Source organism: Calidifontibacter indicus (genome assembly GCF_003386865.1).
Classification (GTDB): Bacteria; Actinomycetota; Actinomycetes; order Actinomycetales; family Dermatophilaceae; genus Yimella; species Yimella indica.
In genome coordinates, this window is record NZ_QTUA01000001.1 from 781,311 (window position 1) to 803,845 (window position 22,535).

Here is a 22,535-nt window from a genome sequence, read left to right on the forward strand (position 1 = left end):
CCCGTCGCATCCAGCTGCGGCGATCCTCCGATCGGGGGTCGTGGACGACAGCGGAGTCGTCCACAAAACGCATGACGCTGCGAGTGTCCGGTTCGTAGGCCGGCCATTGCGGTGCGTCCCCCTTCGCGAAACCGACCTCTCGGGCCTGTACCTGATGCCCGGGCTTGCGTGCAGTTCAGCCATCTTCCCTGACCACGTCCTGCGGGTTCTTGTCCGGACGCCAGCCGCGCCAGGCGGGGTGGCGCAGCCGGTCGGTGGCTGTCCACTCGCCGAAAGTCACCTCACCGACCTCGCTGGGTCGCACCCACTTGGCATCCTTGGCGTCGGCGCGAGGCACGTCGTCGAGCGCGGGAGTCTTGCGTTCCAGTCGCTCCAGGCGCTTCTTGATCTCGGCCAGCTGCTTGGCGTCGAACCCGGTGCCGACACGTCCGACGTAGGTGAGTCCGTCGTCCCCGTTGACGGCCAAGAGCAACGAGCCGATCGTGTTCGCACGACTGCCCGCACCGGGTTTCCAACCGACGACGATCACCTCCTGCATTCGCTGGTTCTTGATCTTCAACCACGTCCCCGCGCGCTTGCCCTGCTGATAAACGCCGTCGATGGTCTTGGCGATCACCCCTTCGAGTTTCAGGTCCTTGCTGACCTTCAACGCTGCCTCTGCGTCCGAACCCAAAGTCACTGGCACGTGGATGTATTCGCCGTCCAGCGCGAGTGCTTCCAGTGTCCTTCGACGCTCCGAGTACGGCGTCCGGAGCAGGGATTCGCCGTCGAGGTACAGCAGATCGAACACCATGTAGTGCGCCTTCGATCCACCCGCACCGTGATTCTGCAGGCTGCCGAAATTTGACCTGCCGTCCTCGTCGAGCGCGACGATCTCGCCGTCGAGCACCGCGGTGTGGCCATCGAGGAGCGAACCCAGTTCGGCGAGTTCGGGATAAGTACGGGTGAAATCCTTGCCGTTGCGGCTGCGCAGCGACGCCTCACCGCCGGTGACCTCGGCGATCGCGCGGTAGCCGTCCCATTTCGTCTCGAACACCCAGTCACGTGTGCCGAGGTCGTCGACTGAACCGACACTCGCGAGCATCGCCTCGAAGCGCGGCAACTTCTGGTCGGTCGTGGAATCGGAGGTGCCGGTCGCGGCCTGGCTGTCGGCTGATTCTGGCTCCATGCGGTGCATCAGCCAGTTCTTGTCGTCGCCGCCCATCTTGGTATGGATGATCGCGAACTTCGCCGGCTCTCCGCCCAGGCCTCCGTCGGGACGCCCGTGCAGGACAGCGATCACCTCCTTGTCATCGCGCCACTTCTCGCACTCGTAGGTGCCGGCGTCCCAGATCTTCACCTCACCGCCGCCGTACTGACCCTGCGGGATCGTGCCCTCGAAGCTGCCGTACTCCAGCGGATGGTCCTCGGTCATGACCGCGAGGTGGTTCTCCTTCGGGTCGTCCGGTGGCCCCTTGGGCACCGCCCACGACACCAGCACGCCGTCCCGTTCGAGCCGGAAGTCGTAGTGCAGGCGGCTGGCGTGATGCTCCTGGATGACGAACGAATGTCCTTCGCCGGCAACGGGGGACGCCTCGGGCACCGGTTCCGGTGTCTTGGACTGATCCCGCATGCTCCGGTACTTCGTCAGCCGATCCTTCGCGGTGCGCGAGACGCGTTCGTCCTTGTCCAGCAGCACTTGCATCGGATCGCCGATGGAGGCAAGACGCTCCAGTACCTGCGTCGGCGTGAGTTGCTCCAGGGAGGCGGTGAGTTCGTTCCACTCGCGAGGGACAGCGACATACGGGTGATCCCGTCCGCGCAAGGAGTACGGCGCGACAGCTGTCTTGTTGCCGTTGTTCTCGCTCCAGTCGATGAGCACCCGGCCGCCGCGAACGTCCTTGCGCATGTTGCTGACCACCAGATCCGGGTGATCTTTCTCCAGAGCCTCGGCGAGCGCCTTGGCCGCCTCGGTGACCTGTGCTGCCGTGTGCTTGCCGTCCAATCCGGCGTACAGGTGAATACCCTTGCTGCCGCTGGTGACCGGCACCGACGTCAGCTTCATTCCGTCCAGCAGTTCCTTGCAGAGGTGGGCGACCTCGATGCACTCTGCGATGCCGGCACCCTCGCCCGGGTCGAGGTCGAGAATCATCCGGTCAGGGTTCTGATGCCCGCCGCGCGGACCGACCTTCCACTGCGGGACGTGGATCTCCAGACTCGCCAGCTGGGCCAGCCAGACCAAGGTGGCTTCGTCGTCGACAAGTGGGTAGGTCGACGCGCGATGGCGATGCTCCAAGGACACCGTGGCGACCCAGTCCGGCGTCGACGCGGGGTCGAGGTTCTTGTGGAAGAACGCGTCCTTCGGCTCGTCAGCTGTACCCACACCGTCGACCCAGCGCTTGCGTGTCGCCGGTCGGCGCGACGCATGCGCGACGAACCACGGGGCCACCTGGCGGTAGTAGTCGATGACGTCGCCCTTGGTCGTGCCGGTCTCGGGGTACATCACCTTGTCGAGGTTGGTCACCTTGATCTCGTGACCGCCGACCTCGATCGCGGTCTGTTCGCTCTTGGCCATGTCGTCAGTCTGGCCACTTGCGAAGCTCGGCGGTCACGAAACCGTCACCCGACGTCCGTGCGGTGCCAGTCTGTTCACACCGAACCACGACCGACGGAGGCATCTGCAATGAAGCGCATCGGCTATTTCCTTTCGTGCGAGGAGTATTCGCCCGAGCAGTTGGTCGAGCAGGCGCGTCTGGCGCAGGAGGCCGGGTTCGACGCGCTGTGGATCAGCGATCACTTCCACCCGTGGACCGATGCGCAGGGCGAGTCGCCGTTCGTGTGGTCGATGATCGGTGCCATCAGCCAGGTCTGTGATCTACCGATCACGACGGCAGTCACCTGCCCGACGGTTCGGATCCATCCCGCGATCATCGCCCAGGCAGCAGCCACCAGTGCCCTGCTCACCGGCGGGCGCTTCACCCTCGGTGTGGGCAGTGGCGAGGCGCTCAACGAGCACATCCTGGGCGACGTCTGGCCGCACGCCGACGTCCGGCTGGACATGCTGGAGGAGGCTGTGGGCCTTATCCGCGAGTTGTGGACCGGCGAGGTGGTGTCACACGAGGGGCCGTACTACACGGTCGACACCGCCCGCATCTATTCCGTGCCGGACAGCCCGCCGCCGATCTACGTGAGTGCGTTCGGTCCGAAGGCGCTCGAGCTCGCGAGCCGCATCGGCGACGGATTCATCACCACGCAGCCCGATGCGGAAAGCGTGAAGAAGTTCCGGAAGGCAAAGGGCGCGAAGGCGCCGACGCAGGCGGGCTTCAAGGTGGCGTGGGGCAAGAACCGGGACGCCGCGATCGATGCCGCCTTCGGGATCTGGCCTAACGCGGCAGTGCCGGGGGAGTTGTCCCAGGTGCTGCCGAGTCCGAAGCACTTCGAGCAGGCTGCGGAGTTGGTGACTCGGGAGACGTTCGCCGAGAACGGCGCGTTCGGTCCCGATGCCCGCGAGCACGTCGAGGCGTTCGAGCCGTTCGTCGACGCCGGCTTCGACGACATCTACGTCGCGAACATGGGGCCGGACTATCGAGAGATGATCAAGGCGTACGGCACCGATGTATTGCCCGAACTGCGCCGGAAGCGTTCGCCGAAGAAGGCATCTGCGGCCAAGGACAAGGAGAAGTAGGCGGGGAGCCCATGGCCGAAGCCCCCTGAGTCGGTTGGGTGTGCGGTCCAGCCTCTCACAGGTGCCCGCGGCGAGCGGTGAACGCGGCGATGATCGCGACCAGGTCGCCTGGCATCTGTTGCGGAAGGCCGTGCGCGCCGTCAGGCACGGTGACGACGTCGCCGTTCGCTGCCGCGGCCAGTTCGTCGCACCATCTGCGACTGGAGACCCGGTCGGCGGAACCACGCACGACGAGCACTCGTGTGTGGACGTCGTTCATGACGTCGGACGCCGGGCGTCCGGCTTCGGTGTTGAATCCGGCGAGCACCCGAGGGTTCGAGCGGAGGTAGTCGAACGCGGCCTGAGCGAAGACCCGCGGTGCCTCGGCCGGAACGCCCTTCACCAACGCGCCGACATGGTTGCGCATCCTGGGCCACCGATCATCCGGCGAGGGGGAGACCAGGATGATCGAAGTGACGAGGTCGGCGCGCTGCGCCGCGAGGCGGGCCGCGGTGATGGCCCCGAGGGAATGGCCCACGACGTCGACCGGACCGCGCTCGAGGTGGTCGAGCCAGGCCGCCACATGCTGAGCCTGCGCGTCGGCGTCCATCCGGTGCGGCAATCGCGCGCTTCGTCCGCAACCGGGCGGATCGATCACCAGAATCGGTCGATCGAGTGGGTGCCGGTCGAGGAACCAGCGGAAGGCGTGCCACGACATCGACAGGCCGGGGATCAATACCAGCGGACGCGTGTGGGGTCGACCGGATCGCTCCACCCAGGCGGTCATGACGCCATTCACCGGTTCACGCCGCCGAGTCAGCCCGTCGTCACGGATTCGCCTGGTGGGTAATGGGATCGGCATCATCCTGAGTCTGTCACGGAAGCCACCTGATCGGGGGTGGTGCGGTGACCATCCACGTGCAAACGTGGCCGCACCCGGGCGGACTCCCGTTCGCCCTTACCGAGGAGGTTCTCATGACCGACCAGACCGGCAAGCCGAACGACTCCGAGCAGGACGCTGCGACCGATGCAGCGCAGAACGTGGTCGACGACGTGACGTCATACGAATACAGCGGCGATAAGGACCGCATCGAACACAAGCTGGACGAGGGCCTGGACCAGGCCGGTGTCGAACTCGACTCGGCCGAGAAGAAGCGCGTGGCGCAGGACATCGACGCGCTCAAGGACGACGAGGGTGCCGGCACCCCGGACGTCGAGCGGGCACGTCCCAAGGAGTGATTCCGCGGCCCCACGGCGCGGGTTCTGTCATCCTCGTCCCGTGAGTGTCCCTTGGACCAATCGCGTCGAAGGCGTGCGATGACGGCATCCGCACCGCTTGCCCGGCGCTTGGGCACGGCAGATGCGGTGGTCGTCGGACTGTCGGCCATGCTCGGCGCCGGTGTGTTCTCCGCGTACGCGCCCGCGGCCGCGTCCGCAGGTTCGCTGCTGTTGGTCGCTCTCGCGATCGCGGCCTTCGTCGCCTTCTGCAACGCCGTCGCGTCGGCGCAGCTCGCCGCGGTGTATCCCTCGTCGGGCGGCACCTACCTGTTCGGACGCGAGGTGTTGGGGGCTTGGTGGGGGTTCGTCGCAGGGTGGGGTTTCGTCATCGGGAAGACCGCGTCCTGTGCCGCGATGGCGATGACGTTCGCGTACTACCTCTTCCCCGACACCTCAGTGCTGCAACGACTTTCAGCCGCTGTAGCCGTAGTGGCCCTCACCGCTCTGAACCTGCGGGGCATCACCCGGACTGCGGTCGCCGCGAAGGTGCTGGTGACCATCACCGTCCTGGTGCTTGTGTTCTTCGTGGTGCTGGTGGGTACCCGTGAGAGCGTCGTGCCGAACGCCGCCCTTGCGTCCGCCGAGCCCTACGGAGTGCTCCAGGCAGCGGGTCTGCTGTTCTTCGCGTTCGCCGGGTACGCGCGGATCGCGACTCTCGCCGAGGAGGTACGCCGCCCGGAGATGATCGGTCGCGCCATCCTCATCGCCCTCTCAGTGGCGGTCACGTTGTACGCGGTGATCGGCGTGGTGTCGGTGAAGGTGCTCGGGTCATCCCTTGCTGCGGCGGATGCTCCGCTGATGAGCGCGGTGGACGCCGTCGGCGCCTCGTGGGCCGGCCCGATCGTGCGGTGCGGTGCCGTTGCCGCCAGCCTGGGAGCGCTTCTCGCGCTGATCGCAGGGGTTTCCCGGACGATGCTTGCGATGGCGCGCGAGCGTGATCTTCCGAGTCCTTTCGCCACGGTCGACGAGCGGCACCAGGTCCCTGCCGCCGCGGAGATCGCGGTGGGGGTCGTCGTGGTGCTGCTGGTGCTGCTCGCCGACCTGCGGGGAGCCATCGGCTTCTCGTCGTTCGGGGTGCTCACCTACTACTTCGTGACCAACGCATCCGCTTTTCGTCAGCCTTGCAAGCAACGGCGTTGGCCGCGTGCATTCAACATCCTCGGCATGGCGGGCTGCGCCGTGCTGGTTGCCACGCTGCCCTGGCAAGCGGTCGCACTCGGCGCCCTGGTGCTGGCCGGAGGCGTGCTCGGACGTGCTGCCCTGCGTCGCCCATGACGGCAGCCCTGACGACACCGAGGGCCCACCACCTCGCGGTGACGGGCCCTCGGTCTCGGCTGAGTTCGATCAGGTCAGCGACGTGTCGTCACGCTGCTGGTGCTGTTGAACGTTGTCCTTCGACTCCTGGGCGCTGTCTTTGACGTCCGTAGCGGCCTGCTGGCCTTCGGACTTCACTGTCTGGGCAGAGTCCTGGGCGGTCTGCTTGACGCTTTCGACTGCGTCCTGCGCCGGCTCTTTGAGGTTCTGAGCCGACTCCTTCGCGAGTGACTGCGCTTCGGACACGACGGGCTGCGCCTTGTCCTTGGCCTGCTGTGCCAGGTCGCGTTCCTTCTGCGACGCCGGCATCAGCGAGCCGACGAGCCAGCCTGCGCCCAACGCGATGAGCCCAGCGGCCAGGGGGTTGCCCTGGGCCTTGCGCTTTGCCTGCTGGGGCAGCTCACCGGCGCGGTCGCCGACATTCGAGACACGATCGCCCACGCCCGGACCGTTACCGGTGTGCTCGTCGCGGAAGTCCTCTGCAGTGCCCATGACCTTGTCCTTCAATCCGGCGGCGGTGCCCGTCACCTTGTCGACCTGGCGGCGGGCGATGTTGCCCGGCGTCACGGCCTCACCAAGGGCGTTGACGTTCTGACTGAGGTTGGAGCGCGTCTGCTGGATTTCCTGACGCAGCTGCTCCGGGTCGTTGTTGCTCATCGGTTGTTCCCCTCATTTCCCTGGAGCGCATCGGGGACCCGCTTGGCGGTGTCGACGGTGCGCGGCATTCCTTTGACGTTCTTGAGCTGTCCCTTGCCCATCGAGGCGAGGATGGCGGCGATGACACCCCAGATGAGGGCGACGATCACCGCGGACCAACCGAGGTTGTCCATGAGATCTCCGAGCGCCCACCACAGGGCGATCGACAGGAAGAACAACGCGTAGTGCACGGCGGCGCCGGCACCCGCGAGCATTCCCGCGCCCTTGCCGGCCTGAGACGCGGACTGCTGGACTTCGGCCTTGGCGAGCGCGACCTCCTGCCGCATGAGCGTGGACATATCCTCGGTGATCTCGCCGATGATGGCGCCGATCGAGGAGACCTCGCCTTTCTCATGCGTGCCGTGTGCACTACGCAGCGGCTCGGCCGGCGGGATTGCGTCAGTCACGTTCTCGTACTGACGGTTGGAGTCGGCAGGACCGTTTCCGTATCCGCTCCCGTACCCGCCGGCACCCTGGCCGGCGGCGTGCGATCCGGTGCCGTTGTCAGGACCGACTGACATCAGCGCAGGTCTTCCGGACGACGCGGCGTGCCATTGCCGAACTGCTGGCCGGGCTCGACCCGAACACCGTCGACGTACTGCTCCGGCTGGTAGCCGGGGACACCTTCGACGTACTCGGCGTACTGCGGGACGTCCTGCACATTTTCGGCGTACTGCTCGCCGATGCCGTACTGGCCTGCGGGCGGTGCGTAGCCGGTGGGCTGGTGCGACTGCGGGCGACCGGCGACATGCCGGTTCTGACCCGGACCGCCCTGGCCGTAGGAGTCACCGGAGTCGTCGCGCGCCTCATCGGCGATGCCGCGGGTCATCCGACCGGCCACCAAGCCCACGAGTGCGGCTGCGGCCAGGAAGGTGCCCGGACGCTGACGAGCGAAGCGCTTGACCTCCTCGACGACGTCGCCCGGCTCACGGTTCTCCATCCAGATGGCCGCGTCCCGGGCCCGGGTCGACGCCTGACGGGCCAGGTCGGACGCGACGCCGGACTGCTCGCCGCCCTTGGACATTTCGTCGAGTTCGTCTGCGAGAGAGGTGAGTCCGCTCGCCAGGCGCTGCTGCTGCCCGGAGCTCTGACCGCCGAACTCGCTCTTCAATTGATCGATCAGCGTCTTCAACTGGTCGGTGGCCTCGTGCAGGACCTCACCTGCCTGCTGCTGGGCGGTGCCTGCAACATCGGACGCGGACGACTTGGCGTCCTGCGCGACGGACTTGGCCTCACCGGAGGCGACGTCCTTGGTGGGGTTGGGCTGGTCGAGATCGGCTCGGCCCTCCGTGTATTTGATGTCGTGCTGGGGGTTTCCCGGCAGTTCGTGGTCTGACATACCTCGTCCTGACTGTGAGGAGTGTGGGTCCTGAACGCACGGCAGCGTTCGCCGTGACGTGTCAGCGAGGTGCGGAAGGCTCGACCGCACGCATGACCCGGAACGTCTTCGACGGTATGGCGCTCAGCGCGGTTGAAACGGGCTGGCGCTTGTCGGAAGGCGGCGATCGGGCGAATTTCACCCCAACGGAGGGTGGATGCAAGTGGCCGTAACACCAGTGGCGCGGGACAGACTGGCGGACCGATCGGGCGAGTGCGCCCGACCCGTTAATTCGAAGGTGCACACGATGTCCACGACCCACGAATCAGATCGATTGTCAGATCTCGCCGACATGGTCGCCCAACCCGAATATCCCTGTCTGGGAGCGAGATCGGTCTTCCGTCGCGACAACGTCACCAGCATCGACCTCGGCGAACTGGGAGACCCCACCAGTGCGCGGGACCTCGGAAAGGCGCTTGCCGTCTACGGGCGGTCGGCGGATCCGACCGGTCCGTTCCAGTCCTTCATCGCCACGTTCGACGGACCGGTCATCGACGACGAACGTGCCTTCGAGGATCTGCTCTGGCGCACGCTGCAGCAGTTGCACGACGGGGACGACCTGCCCTGGGCGCGAGGCGTCGGAGCCGACCCGGATGCGGCTCACTTCGCGTTCTCCTACGCCGGCGTGGCGTACTTCGTCGTAGGACTGCACCCGAACTCCTCGAGAGTGGCGCGTCGCGCGCCGAAACCCTGTCTGGTGTTCAACCTGCACGAGCAGTTCGAGCTGCTTCGCGAGCAGGGTGGCTTCGAACGGATGCGTGACCTGATCAGGGCACGCGATCGAGCCCTGCAAGGATCGGTGAATCCGATGGCGGTCGACCATGGCGACTCCTCCGAAGCACGGCAGTACTCCGGTCGCGCCGTCGAACCCGACTGGCACGCACCCTTCGTCCCCCAGGAGACCCGATGACGACGCAGCACGTTCGCCCGCGCACCCCGAGCCCTGACGCGCACGTCTCGTATGCCGGAGGGGCGGACGCCCCGGCGCCCGGCTTCGAGCGCATCGCGCCACAGACAGGTGTCGGATTCGCCCTGCGAGCGGGGGAGATGCTCACGATCGTTGACCCGTGCGGGGAACAGGTGAGTGACTTCTTTGCCTTCGGTGCAGACGACCACGACGAGTGGTTCTCCACCGGCCGTACCACCGACTACAAGAACTCGATCTACGTCGGTCCGGGAGATCGGTTGTACAGCAACCGATCTCGGGTCATGGCGACGATCGTCGAGGACACTGTCGGTGTGCACGACATGACGCTCACGCCGTGCAGCCAGGACACGTTCGACCTGCTCTATCCGGAGTTCGAGGGTGCCGAACACCCGAGCTGCTTCGCGAACCTCGTCGGCGCGTTCGACGCGTTCGACATCTCGTCCGATCGCATCTCCACGACGCTGAACGTGTTCATGGACGTATGGACCGACCTCGACGGCGAACTGCACATCGACCCGCCGCCGACGACGGCGGGCGACCGACTGACGCTGCGCGCCGACATGGATCTCGTGGTGGGCCTGACCGCATGCTCGGCGGAGAAGTCGAACAACGGCAACTGCACCCCGATCGACTACCGCATCGACCGGCCCTGCTGACCTGTCAGGACCCGCGGGGCCAGTCATCGCGGACGCAGGCCCCAGGCATACAGCCACTCTCTCGTGCTTAGGGTTGAGACATGAGTGACCTCGCCCATGATCTCGTGCTGATCGCCAACGCCGGCGACGGCACCATCTCGACCCTGCGGATGGAGCGCCGCGAAGAACCCCGGCTCGAAATGATCGCGACCTCGGTGGCCGGGCAGGGGTGCAGTACCTTCGCGATCGACGCCGAGCGCGATCTGGTCTTCGCCGCGTACAAGGGCGAGCCGGCGGGGATCGTCACGTTGAAGCTCGACCGCACGACCGGTGAGTTGCACCCGGTCTCCCGCCGCGACGTCGACGCGTCGATGACCTACCTCGCCTTGGACGCATCGCGTTCATTCCTGCTCGGTGCGTCCTACGGCGGTGGCTTCGGTGAGGTGTGGCCGGTCGGGAACGAGGGTGATCTGGGAGAAGCCACCGCACACGTGGAGTTTGCGAACCTGCACTGCGTGGTCCCCGATCGCGGACACGCCTACTTCGTCTCTCTGGGCGATGATCTGATCGCGCAGTACGACCTGGGTGAGGACGGAACGCTCACCCCGATCGACCCGGCGACCATCGCCCAACCGGACGGCAGCGGACCACGCCATCTGATCATCCACGACGAGAACGCCTACCTGATCACCGAGTTCTCCGGTGAGGTCATCCGCCATGACGTCGGCGCCGACGGCTCGCTCGCACCGGCGGAGTCGGTGAGCATCGTCGATCCGTCAGCAGGCTTGAAACACAGTCGATTCGGCGCCGATCCCACGCAGGAGGGTCTGGTGTGGGGAGCGGACGTGCACCGTGCCGGTCGCTGGGTCATCGGCTCCGAGCGCAGCGCGTCCACCCTCGCGACGGTCGCACTGGATGCTGCTGGACACCTCGGCGAGGTCGCGGACTTCGCACCCACCGAGACTCGTCCGCGTGGGTTCGCCGTCACGGACGACGGGCAGTTCGTGATCGCGGTGGGGGAGAAGTCCACCGACGCCGCACTGTCCCGCGTGGAGGACGACGGCCGGCTGACCGTTCTTGCGAGGGTAGGTATCGGACGCGGCGCCAACTGGGTGCGCATCATCGCCGGCCACTGAATCAGTCGTCCGCTGCGGGGCGGGCGCGGGCGTTCTTGATCTCGCCACGTCGACGCTTCGCAGCCAGGCGCCGCCGCTGCGATCCACGGGTCGGACGTGTGGCTCGACGCTGCGGGGGAGCAGGTGCGAGTGCCTCGCGCAGAATCTCGGCCAGTCGTTCTCTGGCCGCCGTCCGGTTGCGCCGCTGGGAACGGTGTTCTGATGCGTCGATGGTGATTGTCGTGCCGACGAGTCGCTCCGACAGACGACTCAGCACGCGCTCGCGCTGCCGGTCGTTGAAGGCGGAGCTGGCTGCGAGGTCCAAGCTCAGCTGCACCCGAGAATCGGTCGTGTTGACGCCCTGACCTCCCGGGCCTGAGCTGCGGGAGAAGCGTTCGAGCAGTTCGCCCGACGGTACGATCAACCCGCCCGGGATACCCGGTCCGGGGGATACATGCAGTTCCGACACCCGTGCATTCTCGCCTGTCGTCTCAGCACTGTGACCTCATGCCGCAGTTCATCCGGCCGGAGAGCGCGCTGCTGCCCCAGTACACGGTGCTCGGCGTGACCGTCGTCGTCATCGACGTGCTGGTGATGTGGTTCTTCTTCGCCGTTGCTGCGCGGGGCCTGCAACGACTCACCCGCAGCGCTCGGGGTCAGCGACGGTTGAACCGGCTGTTCGGCGGTCTCTTCGTCGGGGTCGGCGCGATGCTGGCGACGATCCGCTGACTCATCGGGGCGCGGTCAGTGCCGGTCATGGTGGATCGGCCCGCCCCGCTCGGACAACCGTCCGCCGGCGCCACCCCATCGCAGCGAGATGATCTCGGCCGCGATCGACACGGCAGTCTCCTGCGGAGTGCGCGCACCGAGGTCGAGGCCGATCGGGCTCGACATGCGGGCCAGTTCCTGATCGGACAGTCCTTCCTCGCGTAGCCGCTCGAGCCGGTCGTCGTGAGTTCTGCGCGAACCCATGGCCCCGATGTAGGCGACCGACGGCAATCGGAGCGCGACCGACAGCACAGGCACATCGAACTTCGGGTCGTGTGTGAGCACGGCGATCACCGTCTGCTCATCGACGGCTCCGGACTCTGCCTGGTCTGTGAGGTAGCGATGCGGCCAGTCGACGACCACTTCGTCCGCGTCGGGGAACCTGGCGGACGTGGCGAAGACCGGGCGTGCGTCGCAGACCGTCACCCGGTAGCCCAGGAAACTGCCCATTCGCGCGACCGCTGCCGCGAAGTCGATGGCGCCGAAAACCAGCATGCGCGGCTTCGGGGCGAAGGACTGAACGAACACCCGCATTCCTTCGCCGCGGCGTTGTCCGTCGGGACCGTAGGCAAGGGTGTCGGAACGTCCGCCGGCCAGCATGCCGAGGGCATCGTCCACGACCGCTGAGTCGGCCCGGTCCGAGCCGAGGGTTCCTGTGTGAGAAGCGGATCCGTCGTCCGCCGGACGCAGGATGACGCGTCGCCCGACGCGATCGGGGTCGTCGTGTTCGACGATCGTCGCGGTGGCGACCGGGCGCTGTGCCTCGATGTCGCCTGAGACCTCTGCCAGTTCGGGGAAGGAGGCGGGGGAGAGCCGTTCGACGAAAACGTCGAGGATACCCCCACAGGTCAGTCCCGCAGCGAACGCGTCGTCGTCACTGACCCCGTACCGCTGCAGCACCGGCGTTCCCGACTCGAGTACTTCGCGGCTGAGTTCGTAGAGCGCGCCCTCCACGCAACCACCCGACACAGAGCCGGTGACCTGGTCGTCAGACGCGACGAGCATCGTGGCACCGGCCGGTCTGGGGGCGGACTGCCAGGTTGCGACCACCGTTGCGACAGCAACCGATTCACCTGCGGTCCAGCGCCGCAACAAATCGGGCAGGACGTCACGCACGGTCGAACTCCTGGGGTGAGTCGACGGGTGTGTCGACGTCCCGGCCGGTCGCCAGGTGGCCGCACTCGACCAGGTTGTGCGGGGTGGACACGAAGAGCGCGCGTGCACCCTGATCACCGGTCGCCACGTCGGCGGCTGCCGCCCAGTGGGTCCGTCCGATGATGACGGGATGGCCCGGAACGCCGTCATAGGTGGCCCGGACAAGCACATCGCGTGGGTCTGTCGCGGCCGCGGTCAGCACCCGAGCGACGACGCGGGCGTCGACGTCCGGCAGATCGACGAGCGTGATCAGTGCAGCGTCGACATCTCGGGTCGAGCACGCGTCCAGGCCTGTACGCAGCGACGCGCCCATGCCTTCCTGCCAGTGCTGAGCCACCACTACATCCACCTCGGGTATCAGCGCGGCTGCCTCGTCCGCTCCGGCACCAAGGACCGCGACCACGTCGTCGCAGCCACCTGCTCGAACCGCATCCACCGTGCGCTGCAGCCACGACCCGTCGGCGTCGTGGACCAGAGCCTTCGGCATTCCCATCCGTTCGCCACGACCGGCGGCGAGCACGATCGCAGCTATCACCACGGTGACCTGTGGCGCGACTTCAACTGGTCGCCTCGATGAGCGAAGCCGGAGTGAAAGGCGTGTCCCGCAGGCGGATTCCGGTTGCGTTGAAGATCGCGTTGCCGATCGCGGCGGGTGTGCCGACCATCGCCATCTCACCGATACCCTTCGAGCCCTTGGCGCCGAACCACTTGTCGTACTCGGGCAGGAACTCGACCTCGAGTTCGCCGATGTCGGCGTGGGCCGCGATGTGGTAGCTCGCCAGGTCGTGATTCATCACCTTGCCGAATCGGGGATCGTGGTACGACTCCTCGAACAATGCCGCCGAGAGCGCCATCGTCATGCCGCCGACCATCTGGCTGCGTGCGGTCAGCGGATTGATGATCGTGCCGGCTCCGTAGACGCCGAGCAGTCGGCGCACGCGTACCTCCGAGGTGACGGAACTGACGGCCACCTCGGCGAACTGGGCTCCGAACGCGTGCCGGGAGTACTTGCTCGCGCCCCGCGGCGGGCGTCCCTGGGCGCGAGCGGAGGCGCCGTCCGGTGGGTTGTCGCCGTGCTTGCGACGCAACTTCTCGCAGGCGGCGACGATCGCGTTTCCCCACTCGTAAGTGCCCTGGCTACCGCCGGCCATGATCGCCATCGGGGTGCCGGTGCGACCGATGTCGGTCTCCACCTGTTCGACGGGTACGTCGAGGGCATCTGCCGCGATCTGGCGCAGCACCGTATGTGCGCCGGTGCCGATGTCCGACGCCTGCATCTGCACCACGTACTTGCCGCCGGTGTGGGTGATCCGGGCGAAGAGGCTCGCGACGTGCTGGTTCGGGAAGCAGGTCGACGCCACCCCGATACCGATCAGCCACTCACCTTCGCGCAGAGTGCCCGGGTCCTGGCGGCGTCCCCAGTCGAAAAGTTCCGATCCGCGCTTGAGTGCGGGGACCAATGCTCTTGTGCTCCACGGCTTCTCGGTCTCCGGGTCCACGTCCGGTTCGTTCCTCAGCCGCAGTTCGATCGGGTCGACGCCCAGCTGATGTGCCAGTTCGTCCATCGCGGTCTCGAGGGCGAACATGCCGTTGAAGTCGCCCGGCGCGCGCATCCACGTCTCCGGCGGCAGGTCCAGCATCACCGCGCGGTGCTCGGTACGGCGGTTGGGTGTGGCGTACATCATCCGGGTGGCGAAACACGACTGGTCGACGTTGCGCTTCAGGCGGGACGCCGCCTGGGTGCTGATGTGTTCGATCGCGGTGAGCCGTCCGTTGCGGTCTGCGCCGAGGCGGATGCGCTGGCTGGCTTCGGGGCGGTGGCCGACGCTCTGGAACATCTGCTGGCGGGTGAGCGCGAGCTTCACCGGGCGCGGGCTGATCACTTTCGCGGCCATCGCGGCGAGGGCGATGTGCGGGTGCGGGAACGCCTTGCCGCCGAACCCGCCGCCGACGTACGGCGAGATGACCTCGAGCTGATTCGGAAGCAGGCCCAGCAACGGCGGCAGCAGGGTGCGGTGGATGATCGGGCCCTGGTTGGTGTCGAACAGAGTCAGGCGAGTGGCTCGCGGGTCGAAGCCATCGACGTCGTGCCAGATGGCGATCACCGCGTGCGGCTCCATCTGGGCATGGAAGTGCGTGGGGTTCGCGTACTCCTGATCGATCCGGTGGACGGCTTCGCGCCACCCTTCGTCCAGGTCACCCTTGCTCTCCGTGCCGCGCTTCATCAGGACGATGCGCGGGCTCTCAGCCTCCGGGTCGTGCGGGTCGAACTCGACCTTCGCCGCCTCCTCCTCGCAGATGACCTCCACCAACTCGGCCGCCTCGCGGGCTGCCTCGGGAGTCTCGGCGATGACGCCACCGACGATCTGTCCCCGATGGGCGATCTGGGGTCCCTGCAGGATCCACAGTGCCGGGTCGGACTTCACCGCGAGCCGAGGAGAGTCCTCGTGGGTGAGGATGTGCAGTACCCCGGGGACGGCTCGCGCCGCTTCTGTGTCGATGCGGACGATCCTGCCCTTCGTGATCGGCGCGGGCACCGGCCACAGGTAACAAGGATTCTCGACGTCATGCTCGTACGCATACGGCGCCGTGCCGGTGACCTTCAACGGGCCGTCGACCCGTCGTACCGGGGTGCCGACGCTCTTCTCGCGACCGGCGGGTGCCTCGTTCGTCCGCTCCGGAGTCTCGGTCTCGTCCGGACGGGTCTGCGGGCGGGCCGGTGCGTCGGTGCTCATCGAGATGCTCATCGGTTTGCTCCTTCAACCAGTTCCTGCAACACCGCGACGACAGTGCGCTGGAGCATCGGAATCTTGTAGGCGTTCTCCGAACCGACTTGTGCAGCAGCGAGTTCGGCGTCGATGGCCGCCTCGAACGCCTCAGCGGTCACCGGCCCACCACGCAGCTGATCCTCTGCGGTGCGCGCTCGGTGGGGCTTGTGGGCGACGCCTCCGAGTGCGAGACGCACATCGTTCACCTGACCGCCGGAGACGTCGATCGCGGCGGCGACGGAGACCAGCGCGAAGGCGTACGACGCCCGGTCGCGCACCTTCCGGTAATGAGAGCGAACTGCCCAAGGCAGCGGCGGGATCTCGATGCCGGTGATGAGTTCTCCCGAAACGAGGTTGGTGTCGCGAGAGGGGTCGTCGCCGGGTAGCCGGTGGAAATCGGCGAACGGGATCTTGCGGTCGCCGTCCGGGCCTGTCACGTGCACGACTGCTTCGAGGGCGGCGAGGGGGAGACACAGGTCGGAAGGGTGCACCGCGACGCACTGGTCGGACTGACCGATGATCGCGTTGTACTTGCCGAATCCGTCGATCGCCGAGCAGCCCGTACCGGGTGCGCGCTTGTTGCACGGGGTGGTGGTGTCCTGGAAGTACACGCAACGGGTGCGCTGCAGCAGATTGCCGGCGGTCGAAGCCATCGCTCGGATCTGGCCGGAAGCACCCGCGAGAAGAGCCTCGCTCACGAACGGATAACGCTGCCGCACAAGAGGATCCGCTGCAAGGTCGGCATTTCGAACGTTCGCGCCGATGCGCAGGCCGTCGTCTGCGGTCTCCTCGACACCACCGAGGTCGAGACGGCTGATGTCGACGATCCGATCCGGACGCTTGATGCCGAGCCGCAGGTGATCGACGAGGTTCGTGCCGCCCGCGAGGTAGGCGGTGTCGCCGATACCGGTCATCGAGAGTGCATCGGAAACCGTTGCGGCGCGGACGTACTCGAACTCATTCATGCCTGGCCCCGTTCCTTCGCGACGTCCGTGATGGCCTCACGGATGTGGCAGTACGCACCGCAACGGCACAGGTTGCCGCTCATCCGCTCGGCGATCTCTTCGGGAGTCAGCCGTACCTGGCCGAGGTCGCTCACATCCTCCGTGACATGGGACGGCATCCCCGCCTCGGCTTCGGCGAACATGCCTGCAGCAGAACAGATCTGACCCGGCGTGCAATACCCGCACTGCAGGGCGTCCCGATCGACGAAGGCCGCCTGCAGGTCGCCGAGGTTGTCGGCGGTGCCGAGGCCGGCGGCCGTGGTGACGTCCGCACCGTCGTAGGACGCGGCAAGGGTCAGGCAGCTGACGATGCGGCGTCCATCGACCAGGACAGTGCAGGCGCCGCACTGGCCATGGTCGCACCCCTTCTTCACCGAGGTGATGCCGAGCCGGTCGCGCAGTGCGTCCAGCACACTCACGCGCGGGTCGAGCTCGAGTTCGTGGTCCTGACCGTCGACGGTGAGTCGGACGGAGACGTGCTGTGCAGACGGCATCGGCGCACCTTCCAGGCAGGGGAGATTGTCACGGTAATCCTGTGCGGATACCGCAGGGGCGTACCGAAAGGGTGGGATCGGCACGGCGTCATGTGCAGTCGAGCGTCGATCACCCGTCCGCGTCCCTTGGCGACTCTTGTTCGTCCGTGGCGGGCACGGCCCCGTCGAGCACCTGATCCAGTGATTCGGCTGCTTCGATGGCGATCTGACCGCGCTCGTAGTCGTCGTCATTGTTGTAGGTGAGCACTCCGACGACGGTGTCCTCGGCGTCGGCGTACCAGACGGTGTAGGCGCCCGCGGATTCGACGACCTCGACACGCTCGTGCCCGTCGCCCCACGCTGCGTACTTCAGGGTGTGGTCACCGATCGTGCTCCAGAATCCAGGCACATCGCGCCATTGCTGCTGATCGTCGTCGTCCGATGCCGCATTGCGTCCGGCGAGCTCACCCATCGCCAGGGCGTCACCCCAGTGTTCGACCGGGACCGGGCGGGCCGCGATCGGATGGTGGGCGCGTGCGACGTCGCCGGCCGCCCAGACGTCCGGCGCCACCTGCAGGTGGTCATCGGCAACGATGCGGCCTTCGTGCAGTTGCAGACCCGAGTCGGCGAACTGTTCCCCGCCCGGTGTCACTCCGACGGCCGCGAGCACCAGGTCGGGCGAGAGGGTGTGTCCGTCGTCCAGGTGGACGGTCGACGGCGCGGCCACCTTGGTCACCTGAACGCCCGTACGCAGTTCGACACCGAGCCCGGTGAGCCATTCGTGGATACGGCTGGCGGCGAACTCGCCGAGCCGGTCGATCTGTGGTGCCTGCTCCGGCGTCACGAGCGTGGTGTCGACCCCGCGAATTGCGAGCGAGGCTGCTGCCTCGCAACCGATGAAACCGGAACCGATGACGACGGCCGACCTCGCCCGTTGTGCCGACGCGACCAGGCGCTCGGCGTCGTCGAACGACCGCAGGACCAGGACCTCGGCGTCAGCGTCGCTGGCGGGGAACGGGATCGGTTGAGCACCGACGGCGACGATGAGCCGGTCGAACGCGACCGGTTCGTCGCCGACTCGAATAGCGCGCGCCGCCAGGTCGATAGCGCTCACGGTCGTCCCGAGTTTGATCTCCACCTGGTCGGGAAGCTCACTTCCCTCGATCGGGGTGGCCTCGACATCGCTTCGGCCGGCGAGCACATCCTTCGTCAAGGGCGGGCGCTGGTACGGAGGCAGTCGATCGGCTGAGACCAGCAGGACGCGGCCTGTTCCTCCCGACTCGACGTAGGACGTAGCGGCGCTCGTCCCGGCGGGCCCGCTACCGATGATCACCAAGTCGTAGCTCTTCATCCATCGACGGTATCCAGACCTCTCTGCTCGCCGACTCATTCCGGTGCGGCGGATTCGCCGCCGTGGCCGCGGTGCGGGGCGTGGACTCCGGGCGGCACCTCGACGAGTTGACCGGACGTTCCTCCACCTGGCTTCTGGCCGAACAGTTGAGCCGCCGGCATGACGAGCTGGACTTCGACTCCGGGGCCGGCGGCCGCGGACACACCGGTGAGGCGTTCGAAGACGAGGTCGGCCATGACTTGGTGTTGGGTGCGTCCGTCGGCAGACCCGTCGGCAACCATCCGCATGGCGTCAGGACGGGTCGACGGTCTTGACCATCACACAGTTCTCAAGACCCTTGGGTCTGTCGTAGTCGAACCCGAGCCGCTCATACAGGCGCCGGGTGCCGTTGTAGAGGAATGACGACGACATCTTCTTGGTCTGATCCGTGAGGTCGTGCGGATAGCTCTCCACGCGTCCGCCGCCGGCCTGGGCTATGAGATCGAGTGCGCCGCTGATCGCCAGTTCGGTGACACCGCGGCGCCGGTGTCGCTTGTCGACGAAGACGCAGGTGATGCGGTAATCCGGATCGGCTGCTTTCGTAGCGTGGTACTGCTTGCCGTGGTGCAGGGTCGGCAATTCTTCCGGGGTGCCGTACTCGGCCCACGCAACCGCCTCGTCGCCGTCCATCACCAGTGCGGCGTGCGCGACCCCGTCGTCGACCAGTCGCTTCTTGATCGCCTGGTTGCCTTCGGCGGTTTCGCCGCGTCCTTCGCAGTTCGGATGCCCCTCGTGGAACCACGTGCACCAGCAACCCCCGAAGATGCCGTTGTGCCGCTGCACGAGTGCCTCGAACGCAGGCCACGTCTGCGGCGTAAGGGACGCGATCGTGTAAGTGGGTTCGGTGCTCACCATTCCCTCAGTCCGTGCTCTTGGGCTTGGCCGCGACGCACAGGACACCGCGGTTTCCGTCTTGATCGGCGATCACCGTGAGTGCGGGGTAGTCGCTGTCGTCGACGACCGTCCCGCCGGCGGCGACGACGGCGGCGATCCGTTCTTCGGCTACTTCGGCGGCGATGTACACCTCGATGTGGAAGCGTTGACCCGAGGCGTTGTCGTCGGCGAGGTCGTCGAACCAGAGGTTCGGGACACGTCCAAGGGCGTCCCGCCTTGAATCGCCCCGGAGTGTCCGGAGACTTTCTCAAACGGTCAGCGCAGCGGTTTGCTGGGCTGTTTTGCGAGCGTAGTACGCCTCCTCAAGCTCGACGGGTGGGATGTCGCCGCAGTACTCGTACAGGCGCCGATGGTTGAACCAGTCGACCCATTCGGCGGTCGCGATCTCGACGTCATCGGCGCCCTTCCAGGGCTTGGCTCGCTTGATCAACTCGGTCTTGTACAACCCGTTGATCGACTCCGCTAACGCGTTGTCGTACGAATCCCCAGTACTACCAAATGGAATCCACGACACCGGCCTCGGCCAGGGCTTGACCGAACCGGATCGAGGTGTACTGAGACCCCCGATCGTGGTGATGCACCAACGCGCTGAAATCAGCTGTCCCGTAACGGTTCCGGGTCCAGACAGCCTGCTCGAACGCATGCAACACGAAGTCCGTCGTCATCGACGTCGACACCGACCACCCCAAGATCCGCCGCGCGTAGGCGTCGACGACGAACGCGACGTACACCCACCCCGACCACGTGCTGACATAGGTGAAGTCGGCGACCCACAGCCGGTCCGGCGCCAACGGCGCGAACCGGCGACACACCAGATCATCCGGACGCCGATCAGCGGCCGACGCGTCGGGCGTCGTGGTCCGCTTGACCGTGCCGCGGATCGCGCCCCGCCACCCGCGTTCACGCATGATCCGCTCCACCGTGCACCGGGCAACCCGGTGGCCTTCGCGGTTGAGTTGCAACCACACCTTCCGAGCCCCGTACACGCTGTAGTTCTCGGTGTAGACACGGTGAATCTCTCTGGTCAGCAACGCTTCTCGCCAGTCCGAGGTGGTCATCGGGCGATCCACGAGTTCGTAATAGGTCGATGGGGCGATCGTGATCCCGTGCTCGGTCAGCACGGAACAGATCGGCTCGACACCCCACCGCAGACCACCAGGTTCACGCCGATCGGCGTGCACCCTGATGAAGTCCACGATCAGCCGCGTGGCCGGTCGAGCTCGGCTGCGAAGAAAGCCGAGGCTGCCTTCAGGATCGAGTTCGCTCGCTTCAACTCGGCGACCTCGCGCCGCAGCCTGCGCAGTTCCTCCGACTCGGCCGTCCCGACCCCGCCGACACCGCCAGCAGCGCCGGCGTCAGCCTCTGCCTGACGCACCCACTTCCGAAGCGTCTCGGCCGACCCGATCCCCAACAAAGGAGCGACCCGCTGGATCGCCGGCCACTCACTCTCGTCCGAGGGCCGCTCGGTCACCATCCGCACCGCGCGCTCCTTGAGCTCCGCGGGATACCTCTTCGTACCAGTGCCTGCCATGACTCCAACCTTCCCAACAACTGGAGTCTCCGGACATGCCGGGGCGATTCATGTCGGTGATCCTCGTCGGTGAGGTCCGGGGTCGCCGTGAGCGTGGCTCCAAAGCCGCGGCCTGGCCCTCGTCCCGGGCGCGGGCCCGGATCGCGTAGAACGTCTTGCGGCTGATGTCGTGCTCGGCACAAAACGTGGTCACCGACCCACGAGGCGCGTCCGGCGGCCACTGCGTGATCGCGAGGCGGACACGGGGATCAACTGGGTCATTCTTCGCCATCGGGCAAGCACAGCGGTCAAGCACAGCGGCCCACCACCCACACCGATCACCAAAGGGGCGAAGTGTCACCACCAAAACCCTACAAACTGTCACCGATGTCCTGATGCAGAACTGTCACCGATGTCCTGCGACATAACACGCCACAGAAGCGCCCGGTGGCGCAAACTTTCGCGCTCTGTAGATTGCTGATATGAGCGACACCCAGCCCACCGTCCGCCTGCGTGAAACCCTCGCCTCCGTTCCCGCGTACAAGGCAGGCAAGCCGGCCGCCCCGCGCGAAGACCTCGTCACCTACAAGATCTCCTCGAACGAGAACCCCTACCCGCCGCTGCCGTCGGTGGTGCAGGTGGTGGCCGACGCGGCCGCACGGATGAACCGGTACCCCGACCCCGCGGTCCGGGCGTTGACCGAGGCGCTCGCCGACCGCTGGGGTGTCACGCCGGACGAGGTGACGACCGGCACCGGCAGCGTGGGCGTGCTCGGCACGCTGGTGCAGATCACCTGCGACCCCGGCGACGAGATCGTCTACGCGTGGCGGTCGTTCGAGGCCTACCCGATCGTCGCCGCGTTGGCCGACGCGAAATCGGTTCAGGTGCCGCTGGATTCGCAAGCAAAGCACGACCTCGACGCGATGGCGGCGGCAATCACCGACCGCACCCGACTCGTGATCGTCTGCACCCCGAACAACCCCACCGGGCCGAGCCTCGGCGACGACGAACTGCGCGCCTTCCTGGCGAAGGTGCCCTCCGACGTGCTGGTCGTCATCGACGAGGCCTACCTGGAGTTCGTCGAACCCGACAAGCAACTCGACGCGCTCGCGATCTACCGCGACCACCCGAACGTGTGCGTGCTACGCACCTTCTCCAAGGCGTACGGCCTCGCCGGACTGCGCGTCGGCTACTGCATCGCACACGAGCCGGTGGCCGAGGCGCTGCGCAAGGCGGCCTTGCCCTTCGGTGTCTCCGACCTCGCGCAGCTCGCGGCGGTGGCCAGCCTTGAGGCCTACGACGAACTGCAGGAGCGGGTCGACGCGCTGATGACCGAGCGGTCGCGTGTCGCCGACGCGCTCGCCGAGCAGGGGTGGGAGATCCCGGAGAGCCAGGCCAACTTCGTCTGGCTGCCGCTCGGCGACGACGCGCTCGCGTTCGCGGCCGCCGCCGACCAGGAGGGTCTGGTGGTGCGGCCGTTCGACGGCGACGGCGTGCGCTGCTCGATCGGTGAGGTCGAGGCCAACGACCGGCTGATCGAGGTGTGCCGGGAGTTCCGCACCCGCTGAGGCGCCACAGCTGCGCGG

General features: G+C 66.8%; 21 protein-coding genes and 4 pseudogenes. 8 read left to right on the forward strand and 17 right to left on the reverse strand.

Features of this window, described 5'->3' with window-relative positions:
* Positions 1 to 175: 175 nt before the first annotated feature.
* The gene (locus tag DFJ65_RS03690) at positions 176 to 2,554 is read right to left on the reverse strand and encodes an ATP-dependent DNA ligase (RefSeq protein ID WP_115921863.1); all 2,379 of its coding nucleotides are present in this window, start codon (positions 2,552 to 2,554) and stop codon (positions 176 to 178) included.
* A gap of 108 nt (positions 2,555 to 2,662) precedes the next feature.
* Here DFJ65_RS03690 and DFJ65_RS03695 point away from each other — a divergent pair, with 108 nt between their 5' ends.
* Complete coding sequence (locus DFJ65_RS03695) at positions 2,663 to 3,664, forward strand: TIGR03557 family F420-dependent LLM class oxidoreductase (protein WP_115921864.1); 1,002 nt, start codon at positions 2,663 to 2,665, stop codon at positions 3,662 to 3,664.
* 55 nt (positions 3,665 to 3,719) lie between these two features.
* Here the strand turns inward: DFJ65_RS03695 and DFJ65_RS03700 are convergent, their stop codons facing one another.
* Positions 3,720 to 4,430: an alpha/beta fold hydrolase gene (locus DFJ65_RS03700; protein WP_170143981.1), complete on the reverse strand. Its 711-nt coding sequence runs from the start codon at positions 4,428 to 4,430 to the stop codon at positions 3,720 to 3,722.
* Between the two features lie 188 nt (positions 4,431 to 4,618).
* On the opposite strand from DFJ65_RS03700, the gene DFJ65_RS03705 reads away from it, so the two are divergent.
* Positions 4,619 to 4,882, forward strand: coding sequence for a hypothetical protein (locus DFJ65_RS03705; protein ID WP_147301300.1), 264 nt, complete (start codon positions 4,619 to 4,621; stop codon positions 4,880 to 4,882).
* A gap of 78 nt (positions 4,883 to 4,960) precedes the next feature.
* Positions 4,961 to 6,196, forward strand: coding sequence for an APC family permease (locus tag DFJ65_RS03710; RefSeq protein WP_115921867.1), 1,236 nt, complete (start codon positions 4,961 to 4,963; stop codon positions 6,194 to 6,196).
* A 69-nt stretch (positions 6,197 to 6,265) separates the two neighbouring features.
* On the opposite strand, the gene DFJ65_RS03715 is transcribed toward DFJ65_RS03710, so the two are convergent.
* From DFJ65_RS03715 to DFJ65_RS03725, 3 genes are all read right to left on the reverse strand, one after another.
* Positions 6,266 to 6,892 carry a DUF3618 domain-containing protein gene (locus DFJ65_RS03715; RefSeq protein WP_115921868.1) on the reverse strand — a complete coding sequence of 209 codons (627 nt, stop codon included), beginning with the start codon at positions 6,890 to 6,892 and terminating at the stop codon, positions 6,266 to 6,268.
* Positions 6,889 to 7,338 carry a phage holin family protein gene (locus tag DFJ65_RS03720; RefSeq protein ID WP_245949979.1) on the reverse strand — a complete coding sequence of 150 codons (450 nt, stop codon included), beginning with the start codon at positions 7,336 to 7,338 and terminating at the stop codon, positions 6,889 to 6,891. The genes DFJ65_RS03715 and DFJ65_RS03720 overlap by 4 nt, the downstream gene beginning before the upstream one ends.
* 113 nt (positions 7,339 to 7,451) lie before the next feature.
* Complete coding sequence (locus DFJ65_RS03725) at positions 7,452 to 8,270, reverse strand: hypothetical protein (protein WP_115921870.1); 819 nt, start codon at positions 8,268 to 8,270, stop codon at positions 7,452 to 7,454.
* Positions 8,271 to 8,556: 286 nt separating this feature from the next.
* Between DFJ65_RS03725 and gntA the strand changes: the two genes are divergently transcribed.
* From gntA to DFJ65_RS03740, 3 genes are all read left to right on the forward strand, one after another.
* Positions 8,557 to 9,219, forward strand: coding sequence for a guanitoxin biosynthesis heme-dependent pre-guanitoxin N-hydroxylase GntA (gene gntA / locus DFJ65_RS03730; RefSeq protein WP_170143982.1), 663 nt, complete (start codon positions 8,557 to 8,559; stop codon positions 9,217 to 9,219).
* On the forward strand, positions 9,216 to 9,893 hold the full coding sequence (locus DFJ65_RS03735; RefSeq protein WP_115921872.1) for a DUF1989 domain-containing protein: 678 nt from the start codon (positions 9,216 to 9,218) through the stop codon (positions 9,891 to 9,893). The genes gntA and DFJ65_RS03735 overlap by 4 nt, the downstream gene beginning before the upstream one ends.
* An 80-nt stretch (positions 9,894 to 9,973) precedes the next feature.
* Positions 9,974 to 11,008, forward strand: coding sequence for a lactonase family protein (locus DFJ65_RS03740; RefSeq protein WP_115921873.1), 1,035 nt, complete (start codon positions 9,974 to 9,976; stop codon positions 11,006 to 11,008).
* A 1-nt stretch (position 11,009) separates the two neighbouring features.
* On the opposite strand, the gene arfB is transcribed toward DFJ65_RS03740, so the two are convergent.
* The gene (arfB, locus tag DFJ65_RS03745) at positions 11,010 to 11,456 is read right to left on the reverse strand and encodes an alternative ribosome rescue aminoacyl-tRNA hydrolase ArfB (RefSeq protein WP_115921874.1); all 447 of its coding nucleotides are present in this window, start codon (positions 11,454 to 11,456) and stop codon (positions 11,010 to 11,012) included.
* A 38-nt stretch (positions 11,457 to 11,494) separates the two neighbouring features.
* Between arfB and DFJ65_RS03750 the strand changes: the two are divergent.
* Positions 11,495 to 11,716, forward strand: a pseudogene (locus DFJ65_RS03750) (lysine transporter LysE); the annotation flags it as partial.
* A gap of 15 nt (positions 11,717 to 11,731) precedes the next feature.
* On the opposite strand, the gene DFJ65_RS03755 reads toward DFJ65_RS03750, so the two are convergent.
* The 11 genes and pseudogenes from DFJ65_RS03755 to DFJ65_RS17980 form a co-directional block, all read right to left on the reverse strand.
* A complete protein-coding gene (locus tag DFJ65_RS03755) occupies positions 11,732 to 12,871 on the reverse strand; it encodes an XdhC family protein (RefSeq protein WP_115921875.1) in 1,140 nt (379 codons plus the stop codon).
* Positions 12,864 to 13,445, reverse strand: a complete 582-nt coding sequence (locus DFJ65_RS03760) for a nucleotidyltransferase family protein (RefSeq protein ID WP_245949981.1) — start codon at positions 13,443 to 13,445, stop codon at positions 12,864 to 12,866. Before DFJ65_RS03760 ends, DFJ65_RS03755 begins: the two co-directional genes overlap by 8 nt.
* Positions 13,446 to 13,467: 22 nt before the next feature.
* The gene (locus DFJ65_RS03765; protein ID WP_211308357.1) at positions 13,468 to 15,657 is read right to left on the reverse strand and encodes a xanthine dehydrogenase family protein molybdopterin-binding subunit; all 2,190 of its coding nucleotides are present in this window, start codon (positions 15,655 to 15,657) and stop codon (positions 13,468 to 13,470) included.
* Positions 15,654 to 16,643, reverse strand: a complete 990-nt coding sequence (locus DFJ65_RS03770; protein WP_115921877.1) for an FAD binding domain-containing protein — start codon at positions 16,641 to 16,643, stop codon at positions 15,654 to 15,656. Before DFJ65_RS03770 ends, DFJ65_RS03765 begins: the two co-directional genes overlap by 4 nt.
* Positions 16,640 to 17,176 carry a 2Fe-2S iron-sulfur cluster-binding protein gene (locus tag DFJ65_RS03775; RefSeq protein WP_115921878.1) on the reverse strand — a complete coding sequence of 179 codons (537 nt, stop codon included), beginning with the start codon at positions 17,174 to 17,176 and terminating at the stop codon, positions 16,640 to 16,642. The genes DFJ65_RS03770 and DFJ65_RS03775 overlap by 4 nt, the downstream gene beginning before the upstream one ends.
* A 109-nt stretch (positions 17,177 to 17,285) precedes the next feature.
* The gene (locus tag DFJ65_RS03780) at positions 17,286 to 18,506 is read right to left on the reverse strand and encodes an NAD(P)/FAD-dependent oxidoreductase (RefSeq protein WP_115921879.1); all 1,221 of its coding nucleotides are present in this window, start codon (positions 18,504 to 18,506) and stop codon (positions 17,286 to 17,288) included.
* 35 nt (positions 18,507 to 18,541) lie between these two features.
* Positions 18,542 to 18,742, reverse strand: a complete 201-nt coding sequence (locus tag DFJ65_RS03785) for a hypothetical protein (protein WP_147301301.1) — start codon at positions 18,740 to 18,742, stop codon at positions 18,542 to 18,544.
* A 55-nt stretch (positions 18,743 to 18,797) separates the two neighbouring features.
* The gene (locus DFJ65_RS03790; protein WP_115924084.1) at positions 18,798 to 19,397 is read right to left on the reverse strand and encodes an N-acetyltransferase; all 600 of its coding nucleotides are present in this window, start codon (positions 19,395 to 19,397) and stop codon (positions 18,798 to 18,800) included.
* A gap of 7 nt (positions 19,398 to 19,404) precedes the next feature.
* Positions 19,405 to 19,599: pseudogene (locus tag DFJ65_RS03795) on the reverse strand (VOC family protein); the annotation flags it as partial.
* An 87-nt stretch (positions 19,600 to 19,686) separates the two neighbouring features.
* Positions 19,687 to 20,970, reverse strand: a pseudogene (locus DFJ65_RS03800) (IS3 family transposase).
* 52 nt (positions 20,971 to 21,022) lie between these two features.
* A pseudogene (locus DFJ65_RS17980) lies at positions 21,023 to 21,241 on the reverse strand (helix-turn-helix domain-containing protein); the annotation flags it as partial.
* Positions 21,242 to 21,431: 190 nt separating this feature from the next.
* Between DFJ65_RS17980 and hisC the strand changes: the two are divergent.
* A complete protein-coding gene (gene hisC / locus DFJ65_RS03810; protein WP_115921882.1) occupies positions 21,432 to 22,517 on the forward strand; it encodes a histidinol-phosphate transaminase in 1,086 nt (361 codons plus the stop codon).
* Positions 22,518 to 22,535: the final 18 nt, after the last annotated feature.

What these genes read in the sequence shown, in the direction of transcription:
- DFJ65_RS03690 (WP_115921863.1), bottom strand. Translation starts at nt 2,554, where the DNA reads ATGGCCAAGAGCGAACAGACCGCGATCGAGGTCGGCGGTCACGAGATC.
- DFJ65_RS03695 (WP_115921864.1), top strand. Translation starts at nt 2,663, where the DNA reads ATGAAGCGCATCGGCTATTTCCTTTCGTGCGAGGAGTATTCGCCCGAG.
- DFJ65_RS03700 (WP_170143981.1), bottom strand. Translation starts at nt 4,430, where the DNA reads ATGACCGCCTGGGTGGAGCGATCCGGTCGACCCCACACGCGTCCGCTG.
- DFJ65_RS03705 (WP_147301300.1), top strand. Translation starts at nt 4,619, where the DNA reads ATGACCGACCAGACCGGCAAGCCGAACGACTCCGAGCAGGACGCTGCG.
- DFJ65_RS03710 (WP_115921867.1), top strand. Translation starts at nt 4,961, where the DNA reads ATGACGGCATCCGCACCGCTTGCCCGGCGCTTGGGCACGGCAGATGCG.
- DFJ65_RS03715 (WP_115921868.1), bottom strand. Translation starts at nt 6,892, where the DNA reads ATGAGCAACAACGACCCGGAGCAGCTGCGTCAGGAAATCCAGCAGACG.
- DFJ65_RS03725 (WP_115921870.1), bottom strand. Translation starts at nt 8,270, where the DNA reads ATGTCAGACCACGAACTGCCGGGAAACCCCCAGCACGACATCAAATAC.
- gntA (WP_170143982.1), top strand. Translation starts at nt 8,557, where the DNA reads ATGTCCACGACCCACGAATCAGATCGATTGTCAGATCTCGCCGACATG.
- DFJ65_RS03735 (WP_115921872.1), top strand. Translation starts at nt 9,216, where the DNA reads ATGACGACGCAGCACGTTCGCCCGCGCACCCCGAGCCCTGACGCGCAC.
- DFJ65_RS03740 (WP_115921873.1), top strand. Translation starts at nt 9,974, where the DNA reads ATGAGTGACCTCGCCCATGATCTCGTGCTGATCGCCAACGCCGGCGAC.
- DFJ65_RS03765 (WP_211308357.1), bottom strand. Translation starts at nt 15,657, where the DNA reads ATGAGCATCTCGATGAGCACCGACGCACCGGCCCGCCCGCAGACCCGT.
- DFJ65_RS03770 (WP_115921877.1), bottom strand. Translation starts at nt 16,643, where the DNA reads ATGAATGAGTTCGAGTACGTCCGCGCCGCAACGGTTTCCGATGCACTC.
- DFJ65_RS03775 (WP_115921878.1), bottom strand. Translation starts at nt 17,176, where the DNA reads ATGCCGTCTGCACAGCACGTCTCCGTCCGACTCACCGTCGACGGTCAG.
- DFJ65_RS03780 (WP_115921879.1), bottom strand. Translation starts at nt 18,506, where the DNA reads ATGAAGAGCTACGACTTGGTGATCATCGGTAGCGGGCCCGCCGGGACG.
- DFJ65_RS03785 (WP_147301301.1), bottom strand. Translation starts at nt 18,742, where the DNA reads ATGGCCGACCTCGTCTTCGAACGCCTCACCGGTGTGTCCGCGGCCGCC.
- hisC (WP_115921882.1), top strand. Translation starts at nt 21,432, where the DNA reads ATGAGCGACACCCAGCCCACCGTCCGCCTGCGTGAAACCCTCGCCTCC.